The organism is Serinicoccus profundi (genome assembly GCF_008001015.1).
Classification (GTDB): domain Bacteria; phylum Actinomycetota; class Actinomycetes; order Actinomycetales; family Dermatophilaceae; genus Ornithinicoccus; species Ornithinicoccus profundi.
Window position 1 is genome coordinate 1,163,848 of record NZ_CP042862.1, and the last position, 11,799, is coordinate 1,175,646.

The window sequence follows — 11,799 nt, forward strand, 5'->3', positions numbered from 1 at the left end:
CCGTCGCTCGGGTGCCGGGCCCGTCCTTGACGGGCCCGGGGGGACCCGGGGAATGTGCGTGAGGGCGTTCAGGTTTTATAATGGTGGGAGCCGAGTGCCGCATCCGGCACCACTCACCACTTCTTCACCCGCGTCGGGCTCCCTCATGCCCCGGCTGCGACACACCTGCAGCGTCAGAAAGAGTTGGTTCACCCCGTGACAGCCAGGACCACCCGCACGAGCACTCCCGAACTGCCCCCCGCCTTCGAGCACGAGGCCCTGCGCGCCCTCCTGGTCACCGGGACCGAGCAGGGGTATGTCGAGGCCGAGCAGGTGAAGACTGCCCTCGAGGCGGCTGACGTCACGGCTGCCGCGACGCAGAAGAAGGTGCTGCGCGTCTTCAGCGACCAGGCGATCGAGGTGCGTGCCACCGAGCCTGCCCCCGCCCGCAAGCGCACCACGCGCAAGGCCGCTCCCAAGACCGCGGCCAAGTCCGGAGCCACCACGTCGACCAAGAGCAGCGCGAGCTCGACGACCAAGAGCGCGTCCACCACCTCGACGGCCAAGACGTCCGCAGCCGCCAAGAGCGCGACGCCCAAGGCGGCCCCCAAGACCGCGGCGACCAAGACCACGGCCGCCAAGACCACCGCAGCCAAGACCTCGGGGACCACCCGCGCCGCGTCCACCGCGGCTGCCGGCTCGTCGTCCACGACGACGCCCGCCGCGCCCGCCAAGGGCCGCGGCCGCAAGAAGAAGGACGTCGTCGAGGAGATCGTCGGGGCCGACACCCCGGAGGAGGCCGAGGTCGAGGAGGCGGAGGAGGTCGAGGAGACCCCCGAGGCCGCCAAGACCAAGACGCCCGCCACCAAGGGTGATGAGGACAGCTTCACCCTCTCGACCGCGGATGACGACGACGCCCCGGCGCAGCAGGTCGTCACCGCCGGCGCCACGGCCGACCCGGTCAAGGACTACCTCAAGCAGATCGGCAAGGTCGCCCTCCTCAACGCCGAGCAGGAGGTCGAGCTCGCCAAGCGCATCGAGGCCGGCCTCTTCGCCGAGGAGAAGCTCAACTCGGGGGAGAAGATCGAGGCCAAGCTCAAGCGTGAGCTCTGGTGGATCTCCAACGACGGCAAGAACGCCAAGAACCACCTGCTCGAGGCCAACCTGCGCCTCGTCGTGTCCCTGGCCAAGCGCTACACCGGCCGCGGCATGCTCTTCCTGGACCTCATCCAGGAGGGCAACCTCGGTTTGATCCGCGCGGTCGAGAAGTTCGACTACACCAAGGGCTACAAGTTCTCGACCTACGCCACGTGGTGGATCCGGCAGGCCATCACTCGCGCCATGGCCGACCAGGCCCGCACCATCCGCATCCCGGTGCACATGGTCGAGGTCATCAACAAGCTGGCCCGTGTGCAGCGTCAGATGCTCCAGGACCTCGGGCGCGAGCCCACCCCGGAGGAGCTGGCCGCCGAGCTGGACATGACCCCGGAGAAGGTCGTCGAGGTCCAGAAGTACGGCCGCGAGCCGATCTCCCTGCACACCCCGCTCGGCGAGGACGGCGACAGCGAGTTCGGTGACCTCATCGAGGACTCCGAAGCCGTGGTGCCCGCGGACGCCGTCTCCTTCACGCTGCTCCAGGAGCAGCTGCACTCTGTCCTCGACACGCTCTCCGAGCGCGAGGCCGGCGTGGTGTCGATGCGCTTCGGTCTCTCCGACGGCCAGCCCAAGACGTTGGACGAGATCGGCAAGGTCTACGGCGTCACCCGCGAGAGGATCCGCCAGATCGAGTCCAAGACGATGAGCAAGCTGCGCCACCCGTCGCGCTCCCAGGTGCTGCGCGACTACCTGGACTGACCCGCGACTCTCGGCATACCTCGGTCGGCTGCGGGCCGGTGATAGGCGCGGACGAGCTCAGCGCCGATGCGGGCCAGCCGTGCCCGCACGTCCTCAGGTTCGATGACCGTGACCGTGTCGCCCCACCCGGCCAGCTGCTGAGCGATCTCCTGCGCGGTCGACGCGGCGACGCGCAGGCGGACGTGATCCCCGTCGGTGGCCTCCACCAGGCAGTGGCGACCGAACTGACGTCGCAGCACCCAGAGATGGCGCGTCGGCAGCTCGATGAGGGCGGTGGTGGAGGACCGCTGCCGCTCCACGTCCGCCACCACCCGTGCCCAGGCTTCGGCCACGGTGACGTCCTCCGGTAGCTCGAAGTGGGTGTCGGTGATCACGACATCGGTGATGCGGTCGAGGCGGAAGGTCCGGATGCCGGTTCGCGTGCCGGCGAGGAGGTACCACAGCCCGTCCTTGTCGACCAGGCCATAAGGGTCCACGCTGCGACGCGTTCCCTGCCCGGTCCGGTCGACGTAGCTCAGCTGGATGCGGAGGCGGGCGACGACCGCCTCCTGCAGCGGGCGGTGGAGGTCCGGGATCGCCGCTGCCGTCCCGCTCCACGGCACCGGGTCGACCAGCACGGCTTCTCCGGCGCGCTCGGCATCCTCGCGGAAAGTGGTCGGCAGCGCGCGGAGCAGCTTGCGCGCCGCGGAGACCACCGCAGCGTCGGCCACCGGTCCGAGGGCCAGGAAGAGGGCGTTGGCCTCCGTCGAGGTGAGCCCGCTGAGGTCGGTTCGTCCTCCGCCGACCAGCGACCAGCCACCTCCACGGCCTCGCTGGGGGTAGACCGGGACACCTGCCGACGACAACGCCACCAGGTCCCGGCGGGACGTGGCCACCGAGACCTCCAGCTCGTGGGCGAGGTCGGCCGCCGTCATGCGTCCTCGGGTCTGGAGCAGCAGGACTGTGGCCACCAGTCTGTCTGCGCGCATCCGAGGATCCGTCCGGGGAAGTAGTCAGTAGATGAGCACTTTGTCCTGGAGCATAGCGTGCATGTTCACAGGACTGACCAACGTCAACTACATCGCGGACGACGTGGCCGCGGCGGCCCAGTGGTATGCGCGCGTGCTCGGGGTGGAGCCGTACTTCGTCCGCCCCGAGACCGGCCCGCCCGGGTACGTGGAGTTCCGTGTCGGCGACGCGCAGGACGAGCTGGCCATCATGGACCGGAGGTACGCCGGACCGCTCCGATCTGGCGACCGGGGAGCCGGAGTGCTCGTCTACTGGCACGTCGAGGACGTCGCCGCGGTTCTCCGCGCCCTCGTGGAGGCGAAGGCCACGGAGTACGACCCCGTGGTCGACCGCGGGAGCGGGTTCAGCACCGCGTCCGTCGTCGACCCGTTCGGCAACCTGCTCGGGCTGATGCACAGCCCCCACTATCGAGAGGTCAGCGCGAGCTCCCCGACTCCCGCCACTGCCGCTCGAAGGGCAGCCGCCAGGTGAAGGGCGTGATGAGCTGGTGGATCTGGTTGGGGCCCCACGAGCCCTTCTGGTAGGGCCGCACCACCGGCGGGTTGTCGAGCAGCGGCTGGCTGATCTCCCACAGCCGCTCGATGCCCGAGGCGGAGACGAAGAGCGTGCGGTCGCCGCGGGCGGCGTCGTAGATGAGCCGCTCGTAGGCCTCCAGCACGTTGCCCGCCCAGTCGGTGTCCTGCATCGAGAACTGCATCGACAGCTTGTCCAGCTTCATGCCCGGGCCGGGGCGCTTGCCGTAGAAGCTCAGCGACATCCGGGCCCGGTCCGCGAGGTCGAAGGTCAGGTGGTCGGGGCCGTGGTCGCCGACGCCCGAGCCGGGCGGGAACATCGACTGGGGCGGCTCGCGGAAGGCGATGGAGATGATCCGGGCCCCCTCGGCCAGCTGCTTGCCGGTGCGCAGGTAGAACGGCACCCCCGCCCAGCGCCAGTTGTCCACGAAGCACTTGAGCGCGACGAAGGTCTCGGTCTGGCTGTCCTCCTTGACGCCCGGCTCCTCGCGGTAGCCGACGTACTGCCCGCGGACGACGTCGCCGGGCTCCAGCGGCAGCATCGAGCGGAACACCTTGTTCTTCTCCCGGCTGATCGCCAACGGCTCGAGGGAGGTGGGCGGCTCCATCGCCGTGAACGCCAGGATCTGGAAGAGGTGGGTGACGACCATGTCCCGGTAGGCACCGGTCTGCTCGTAGAAGTCGCCCCGCTGAGAAAGCCCCAGCGTCTCCGGCACGTCGATCTGGATGTGGTCGATGTGGTTGCGGTGCCAGATCGGCTCGAACAGCCCGTTGGCGAAGCGGAAGGCGAGGATGTTCTGCGCCGGCTCCTTGCCCAGGAAGTGGTCGATCCGGAAGAGCTGCTCCTCGTCGAAGACCTCGTGCAGCTGCCGGTTGAGCTCGACCGCCGAGGCGTAGTCGGTGCCGAACGGCTTCTCCATGATGATCCGGCTGCGCTCCACCAAGCCCGCCTCGGCGATGGTGCCCACCGCCTTGAGCGCGGCCCGGGGCGGCACCGAGAGGTAGTGCAGGCGCAGCGGCTCGCCCCCACCGAGTTCCTCCTCCGAGCGGTCCACGGCAGCCCGGAGAGCTTCTGGTCCTGCCGAGCCCGGCACGTAGTCGAGGTGCTGGGCGAAGTCCCGCAGCGAGGAGTCCTCGCAGTCCCGGGTGCTGAACTCCGCCACCGCGTCGATGGCCAGGTCGCGGAACTCCTCGACCGACAGGTCGTCCAGCGACGTGCCGACGACGCGCAGGTCGTCGACGAGCCCGGAGAGGAAGAGGTGGAGCAGGCCCGGGATGAGCTTGCGGCGGGCCAGGTCGCCGGTCGCACCGAAGAGGACGACGGTCATGGGTGCTGTCATAGGGCACCACTCTGGCTGCTCGGGCGCCCGAGCGCCACCTGCCGTGAGACGGGAGAGGCGACGGGCCTCGCTCAGCGGCGCAGCAGCCGCCCCACGCGCTCGCGCACCCCCTCCACCCCGCTGCGGGGGATGAGGACGGCGTTGACGCGTTGGTTCCAGGGAGAGGTATGCCGCACCTCGTCCACCACGGTGCGGACGTCCTCGCCCATCCGGGTCGCCTGCTCCTCGGTCAGCGTGCCGGGTGCGGCATACCTCGAGCGCTCCAGGGTCGCGGTCGCCCGACCGAGCGCCTCGTCGCCGCTGTGCTCCATGGTCGTGCCGCGCAGGTAGTGGCGGTGCATGACGCGGGGGCTGCGCTCCGGCGGCGTGTCGATGCCGAGATCGCCCAGCGACCGGGTGAGCAGCTGCCACTCGCCCTCGATGCGCTCGGCGGCGGTCGTGGCCGAGCGGACCCCGGACTGCCGGTGCCGTCGACCGGCCAGCGGCAGGATCGTCGCGAGGAGCGCGAGGACCAGCAGCGCCACCAGTGCGCGGAGCACCGTCGGCAGCAGGTCGCCGAGCCGGTCCAGCAGCGTGGGGTCGGCCGGCGCGGGGGCGGCCGTCGGCTCGGCGGTCGGCGTGAGCTCCTGCGGGATGGTCTGCGTGCTCGGGCCGGCGTCGCCCTCCTCGGTCGAGCGCGCGTAGGCCGGCGGGGTGCCGGCGCGGACCCCCGGCGTCGGCTCGAAGCGGGTCCACCCCAGCCCCTCGATCCACAGCTCGGGCCAGGTGTGGGCGTCGGAGGCGATGACCTGGCGGGTGCCGTCCTGCTGGGGGCTGCCCGGCAGGAAGCCCACGGCCATCCGCGCCGGGATGCCCTCGTGCCGCGCCATCATGACCATCGCGGTCGCGAACTGGACGCAGTAACCCTGCCGCGTCTCCAGGAACCCGCCGATCGGATCGTCGGTGCCCGCCTCGGCGGCCGGGGCGAGCTCGAGGGAGTACTCGTAGTCGCCGTCGCTGCGCAGGTGCTCCTGGATGAGGATCGCGGTCCGCAGGGCGTTGTCCTCCCCGCCGACGACCTCGTCGGCGAGCGCGGCCACCTGCTCCTGCGAGACCTCGTCGACGGCCAGGAGGTCCTCGTCGAAGTCCGCGGCCGTCGCCGGCTGCTCGCCCACCCCGGCGGGCAGCTCACCGCCGGCGTCCAGGCTGAGGAAGGACGCCACGTAGCGCGAGGCCTGCCCCTGGAGCACGACCGTCGCGTCCTCCGGGTCGTAGCGGTAGCTGGCGCCCTGCACCTGCAGCGAGGTGAGCAGGCTGGGGGCCGCCAGGTGCGGTGGCTCGAGCTCGTTGGTGAGCACCTCGAACTGCGACTCACCGACCGGGACCCCCTCACCCAGCCCGGGCGGAGCGGGCAGGGAGGCGCCCTGCGGCAGCAGCGCCGAGCTCAGTCGCTCGGGGGCGACCCACTCGCCGCCCTCGTAGCGCTCGGTCGCCGTGACCCGCAGCGGGTGGGTGGTGACGCCGCTGGCGCGGTAGGTGAGGACCGGGGCCTGCGATTGGTTGCGCAGGTCCTGCCCGGGATCCATCGTCTCGGTGAAGGAGACCTCTCCGGCCTCCGCGTCGACGTCGCGGGCGTCGGGGTTGCGCGCCAGTCCGTCGCCGAAGAAGGTCGGCGGCAGGTGCGGGAGGAAGGCAGCGCCGAGCACGGCGGTGATAAGGGCGAGAGCACCGACGGCCTGGGCCAGGCCGCGATAGCCCCGCGGACCTTCCGACACATCGCCGCCACCTCGGGACTCCCGCCGGTCGGCGGAGGGCCAGGAGAGCGTGAGGCGCTGTCCCTGCTGGGCGAGCATGAGCAGCCAGGCGACGAGCACGGCGGCGAAGTACCACGGCTCCATGGCCTGCCCGGTGTTGGAGACCGAGACGAGGAACCCCGCGACGAGAGGTATGCCGGCGCTCGCCGGAGCGCGGCCGGTCACCCCCATCGAGTCGACCGAGACCGCGGTGAGGGTGAGGACGGCGACGACGAGGAAGGAGACGCCCTGCGTGGTGGGTGCGGGTGCGGCATACGTCTGCAGCACCGTGCCCGCCTGGGCCAGGAGCGCCCCGACGAGCTCGAGCGTCTCCCGGGTCGGCAGCACCCCCCGCCACAGGGTGTCGCGCAGGTAGAGGACGATGAGTCCGGACAGCCCGAGCGCGAGCTGGCCGAGGGCCACCAGGGTCGGCGGGGTGTCGAGGGAGCGCAGGACGGCCCCGCCCAGCGCGATGAGGAGCACCATCGTCACGGCCGGCGCGAGCCAGGTCTCCTCGCGCAGGAGGTCGGTGAGCGGCCAGGCGACGGACAGCGTCGCCAGGGCCGCGACGAGACCCTCGGCCCACATCCCGCGGGCGATCCAGTCCCGGTCGCTGGTCCTCATGCCGACCGCCCGACCGCGGTGGCGCGCAAGGAGGTCCAGGCCTCCGGGATCTCGGTCTGCGGCCCCACGGTCACGGTGCGCCACCCGGCCTCGGCGAGCACCCCGGTCGGGGGCTCACCACGGGGGCGCGGATCGAAGCGGGTGGGGTCGATGACGAAGGCCAGGGCTCGGGAGCCCGGCTGGCGGATGGCGCCCAGCGTCCGCAGCTCGCCCTCGTCGTGGGCGACGACGGCGGCGATGAGCAGGACTCCGCCGGAGCTGAAGGCCGAGGCGGCCGCCGAGAGCTGGTCGAGCCGCGTCTCGGTCTCGGTCTCGACGCGCGCCAGCGCATCCATCGCCGTGCCGAGCTCGATCGGGTGCTCGGCACTGCCGTCGCGCAGGGCGGCATCGGTGAGCAGGTGGACCACGAAGCCGTCAGCCACGAGGTGGCGCGCCACCGAGGCGATGGCGCTGACCGCCCACTCGTAGGACGGTCGCAGCCCCGAGCCGGGGTGCGCCTCCGCGCGCGAGTCGAGCAGCAGCACGGCGCGACGCCGCGCCGGGCGGTCCTCCTGGCGCACCATGAGCTCGCCCCGGTGGGCGGTGGCCGGCCAGTGGACCCGGCGCAGCTCGTCGCCGTCGCGGTAGGACCGGATGCTGACGTCGTCCTCACCGTGCAGGGCCACCATCTGCGGCATCTCCCCCTCGCTGCCGCGCGAGCTGCCGCGGAGGCGGTCGTCGCCCAGGCCCAGGACCCGGGGCAGCACGAGCAGCTCGGTGCGCGAGGAGAGCTGGAGGGTGCGGAAGGTCAGCCCGAAAGGGTCCCGCTGCCGGAGCACGATGGGCCCGAGCGCGTAGGCACCGCGGTGCCGGGAACGGACGGTGTAGCGCAGCCGGCGCTCCTCCCCGGTGCCCATCCGCGGCAGGACGTAGCGGGGCCGGTCGCCGAGCTGGTAGTCGAGGTGCTCCTCGGCCAGGTAGACCGCCGAGCGGGGCCCGACGTTGCGGAAGCGTACCTCGACCTCGCCCCGCTCGTCCGGGACGAGCCGGGCCGGGTCGACCTCCCGGGAGACGGTCATCCGGGGTGGGCGCCTGGGCATGAGGAGCAGGACCAGCACGGGCAGGGCGACGAGCGCCAGCCCCACCCGGGTGACGTCCTCGTAGCCGAGGAAGGTCCCGGCGACCACCAGGAGCGCGCCGACGGCGAGGAAGACCTTGCCCCGCGTCGTCAGCACGCGCCACGGGCGGTTCGCCTCCGTCATCGGTGTCGTGTCCGTCTCAGTGACCCGAGGGGACGGTGGTGCGCTCGATGAGGTCGCGCACGATGTCGGCCGTGCCCCGGTGGGCGAGCGAGGCCTCGCCGGTGGGGAGCACGCGGTGCGCGAGCACCGGGACCGCCATCGCCTGCACGTCCTCGGGCAGGACGTGGTCCCGTCCGGCCAGCGCGGCGTGGGCACGCGCGGCGCGCAGCAGCTGCAGGCCGGCCCGGGGAGAGGCGCCCAGCCGCAGCATGCGGTGGGAGCGCGAGGCCGACATGATCTCGACGACGTACTGGCGCAGGGCGGGCGCGATGTGCAGGCCGCGGACATTGTCGATCTGCTGCTCGACGTCGGCGGCCGTGGTGACGGCGGTGAGCGCGTCCAGCGGGCTGACCGAGCCGTGCGTCTCGAGCATCGTCATCTCCGAGCTCGCCGAGGGGTAGCCCATCGAGATCCGCGCCATGAAGCGGTCGCGCTGCGCCTCGGGCAGCGGATAGGTCCCCTCCATCTCGATGGGGTTCTGGGTCGCCATGACGAGGAAGGGACGCGGCAGCTCGTAGGTCGTGCCGTCGACCGTGACCTGGCGCTCCTCCATGGACTCCAGGAGGGCGGACTGCGTCTTGGGGGAGGCGCGGTTGATCTCGTCGCCGACCACGACGTTGGCGAAGATCGCCCCACGTCGGAACTCGAACTCGCGCGAGTCCTGGTTGAAGACGCTGACCCCGGTGATGTCGCTGGGCAGCAGGTCGGGGGTGAACTGCACCCGGCTCACCCGGCAGTCGATGGCCTTGGCCAACGCCTTGGCCAGCATCGTCTTGCCCACGCCGGGCACGTCCTCGACCAGGAGGTGGCCCTCGGCCAGCAACGCGGTCACCGCGGTCGAGACCGCCTCGTCCTTGCCCTCGATGACGGTCGCGACGGCCCGGTGCACCGCCCCGGCGACGGACCTCACGGCGTCCAGGTCGACGGTGTCGGGCGCGGGGGAGATGGCTGACATACCCCGATACTGCCAAACTCCCCGACGCCTCGCGCCCCGCCCTCCCGATCACGTGGTCGAGGACCCCCTCCGGCGCGGCCCCCACTTTCCCCCACCCGGGTCCCCACACGTGCCTGACGGTTGCACCCCTGTCGTCCGGGGTGCGGGCCGCAAGGCTGTGACCTGGGGTGATGCGATGAGGGGCCAGGTGGGGGAGGTGCCCACGCTCCGGCTGACCGGCGTGCGCCTGCGGAATCCCCTCCACTGCATACCACCGCCTGTGACCTGCGGCGATAGCGACATCTGTGGCACGATGACGCAGATTTGCTGGTCAGAGTGGGGCGAAGTGGAGTAGAGTGGGGCCACTTGGAGACGCCGACCGATCAAGCGAAGGGGTGGTGACGTGCTCTTCCTCGGCACCTACACGCCCCGCCTGGACGACAAGGGCCGGATGATCCTGCCGGCGAAGTTCCGGGAGCGGCTCGCCGGTGGGCTCGTCGTGACCCGCGGCCAGGAGCACTGCCTCTACGTCTTCCCGCAGGCCGACTTCGAGCGCCTCGTCCAGCAGTGGCAGGACAGCCCGACCTCCTCCAAGACGGTCCGCGACTACCAGCGCTTCTTCCTCTCCGGTGCCTCCGACGAGATCCCCGACAAGCAGGGCCGCGTCACCGTGCCCCCGCTGCTGCGCTCGTATGCCGGCCTCACCGGTGACTGCACCGTCATCGGGGCCGGCAACCGGCTGGAGGTCTGGGACACCGAGGCCTGGGCCGCCTACACCGAGGCCCACGAGGACTCCTTCGCCGACCTGTCCGAGGAGGTGGTCCCCGGACTCATGTGACCACGGGCGGCCGCACCCCGGCCTCCCCCCGTCCGCGGACGCCCCGACTCCTCTTCCCCGGAGCCGGGACGCCACCTGGATCCCGACCCGACTTCCCCCGGGCCGGGGCCGGCGGACGGTGGGGGACCAGGGCCCGGCCACCGACGGAGTCACGAGCGACCAGGGACCGACCGCACCGATGGCAGCGCAGACGCAGCGAGCGACGCAGGACCGGCACGTGCCGGTCCTGCTCGAGCGCTGCGTGGAGCTGCTCGCCCCCGCCCTCCAGCACGAGGGGGCGGTCTTCGTCGACGGCACGCTGGGGATGGGCGGTCATACCGAGGCGGTGCTGCGGGCCTGCCCGCAGGCGCGGGCCGTCGGCATCGACCGTGACCCGCAGGCCCTGGCCCTGGCGAGCGAGCGGTTGGCCCCCTTCGGCGATCGCTTCATCCCGGTCCACGACGTGAGTGACGACCTCCCGGCCACGCTGGCGGAGGTGGGACCGGGCGGCCCGCTGGCCGATGCCGTGCTCTTCGACCTCGGCGTCTCCTCCCTCCAGCTGGACGAGCTGGACCGAGGCTTCGCCTACCGCGCCGACGCCCCGTTGGACATGCGCATGGACCAGTCGGTCCCCGGCACCGCCGCCGACGTGCTCAACACCTACGACGCCCGCGACCTCGTGCGGATCCTGCGCGACTACGGCGAGGAGCGGTTCGCCCGCCCCATCGCCCGCGCCATCGTGCGACGTCGCGAGCAGGAGCCGTTCACCACCTCCGGGCCGCTCGTGGAGCTCCTGCACGACGTCGTCCCGGCGGCCTCGCAGCGCAGCGGTGGCCACCCCGCCAAGCGCACCTTCCAGGCGCTGCGCATCGAGGTCAACGCCGAGCTGTCGACCTGGCGCACGGGGCTGGGGGAGGCCCTGCGGTCCCTCGCGACCGGGGGCCGCATCGCCGTCCTGTCCTACCACTCGCTCGAGGACCGCATCACCAAGCAGGGGCTGGTCGCCGGCTCCACGAGCTCGGCCCCGCCGGACCTCCCGGTCGAGCTGCCCGAGCACCAGCCGTGGCTGCGCCTGCTGACGCGGGGCGCGGAGCGCGCCGGGCCGCAGGAGCAGGAGAGCAACCCCCGCTCGGCCTCGGTCCGGCTGCGCGCGGCCGAACGCCTGCGCGCGACCCCCGACCAACCGACCCGCCCCACTCGTGAGGAGACCCAGCCCCGATGAGCCAGATGACCATCTCCAGCAGGATCGGCCGCATCGCCGCACCCGCCACCCGCGTCGGTGCCCGCGCCGTCGACGCCGCCCCGACCTCCGGTCATGGCGGGTTCCGGCTCCTGTGCGCCTTCGTCGTCGCCCTGACCTTCACCGCCGTGCTCGTGCTCAACACGGTCCGCGCCGAGGGGTCCTACGTGCTGAGCAGCCTGGAGGTCGAGGCGACGGCGCTCCACGACGAGAAGGTCACCCTGGCCGACCAGCTCGAGAGCAAGGGCTCCTCGGAGAGCCTGGCCAAGGCGGCGAAGAAGCTCAAGATGGTCCCTTCGACGTCCACCGCGACCCTCCGTCTCTCCGACGGCTCGATCACCGGCGTGGCGTCCAAGGTCGACGGTTCGCGCACGCTTACCGTTGATCTGCCCTCGACGGGCACGGCACCGGCGAAGGACGACTGACAGGGGTGAGAACC

The 11,799-nt window shown here is 71.9% G+C and carries 10 protein-coding genes; 5 read left to right on the forward strand and 5 right to left on the reverse strand.

What is annotated here, in order from left to right; all coding sequences use genetic code 11:
- Positions 1-195 precede the first annotated feature (195 nt).
- Complete coding sequence (locus tag FA582_RS05370; protein ID WP_010146397.1) at positions 196-1,833, forward strand: RNA polymerase sigma factor; 1,638 nt, start codon at positions 196-198, stop codon at positions 1,831-1,833.
- Here FA582_RS05370 and FA582_RS05375 read toward each other — a convergent pair.
- A complete protein-coding gene (locus tag FA582_RS05375) occupies positions 1,821-2,801 on the reverse strand; it encodes a helix-turn-helix transcriptional regulator (RefSeq protein ID WP_051125084.1) in 981 nt (326 codons plus the stop codon). The two genes, FA582_RS05370 and FA582_RS05375, sit on opposite strands and share 13 nt — an antisense overlap.
- 61 nt (positions 2,802-2,862) lie before the next feature.
- On the opposite strand from FA582_RS05375, the gene FA582_RS05380 reads away from it, so the two are divergent.
- The gene (locus FA582_RS05380) at positions 2,863-3,312 is read left to right on the forward strand and encodes a VOC family protein (protein ID WP_010146399.1); all 450 of its coding nucleotides are present in this window, start codon (positions 2,863-2,865) and stop codon (positions 3,310-3,312) included.
- Here the strand turns inward: FA582_RS05380 and zwf are convergent.
- The 4 genes from zwf to FA582_RS05400 all read right to left on the reverse strand — a co-directional run bounded on the left by zwf (position 3,257) and on the right by FA582_RS05400 (position 9,324).
- A complete protein-coding gene (gene zwf, locus FA582_RS05385) occupies positions 3,257-4,693 on the reverse strand; it encodes a glucose-6-phosphate dehydrogenase (RefSeq protein WP_033228519.1) in 1,437 nt (478 codons plus the stop codon). The two genes, FA582_RS05380 and zwf, sit on opposite strands and share 56 nt — an antisense overlap.
- A 71-nt stretch (positions 4,694-4,764) precedes the next feature.
- The gene (locus tag FA582_RS05390) at positions 4,765-7,089 is read right to left on the reverse strand and encodes a transglutaminase TgpA family protein (RefSeq protein WP_141567471.1); all 2,325 of its coding nucleotides are present in this window, start codon (positions 7,087-7,089) and stop codon (positions 4,765-4,767) included.
- Positions 7,086-8,330: a DUF58 domain-containing protein gene (locus FA582_RS05395; protein ID WP_010146402.1), complete on the reverse strand. Its 1,245-nt coding sequence runs from the start codon at positions 8,328-8,330 to the stop codon at positions 7,086-7,088. The genes FA582_RS05390 and FA582_RS05395 overlap by 4 nt, the downstream gene beginning before the upstream one ends.
- Before the next feature lie 16 nt (positions 8,331-8,346).
- On the reverse strand, positions 8,347-9,324 hold the full coding sequence (locus tag FA582_RS05400; protein ID WP_010146403.1) for an AAA family ATPase: 978 nt from the start codon (positions 9,322-9,324) through the stop codon (positions 8,347-8,349).
- Positions 9,325-9,706: 382 nt separating this feature from the next.
- On the opposite strand from FA582_RS05400, the gene mraZ reads away from it, so the two are divergent.
- The 3 genes from mraZ (at position 9,707) to ftsL (ending at position 11,785) form a co-directional block, all read left to right on the forward strand.
- Positions 9,707-10,141 carry a division/cell wall cluster transcriptional repressor MraZ gene (mraZ, locus tag FA582_RS05405; RefSeq protein ID WP_010146404.1) on the forward strand — a complete coding sequence of 145 codons (435 nt, stop codon included), beginning with the start codon at positions 9,707-9,709 and terminating at the stop codon, positions 10,139-10,141.
- Between the two features lie 178 nt (positions 10,142-10,319).
- Positions 10,320-11,342, forward strand: coding sequence for a 16S rRNA (cytosine(1402)-N(4))-methyltransferase RsmH (gene rsmH, locus FA582_RS05410; RefSeq protein ID WP_033228527.1), 1,023 nt, complete (start codon positions 10,320-10,322; stop codon positions 11,340-11,342).
- On the forward strand, positions 11,339-11,785 hold the full coding sequence (gene ftsL / locus FA582_RS05415) for a cell division protein FtsL (RefSeq protein WP_010146406.1): 447 nt from the start codon (positions 11,339-11,341) through the stop codon (positions 11,783-11,785). Before rsmH ends, ftsL begins: the two co-directional genes overlap by 4 nt.
- The last annotated feature ends 14 nt before the right edge of the window (positions 11,786-11,799 follow it).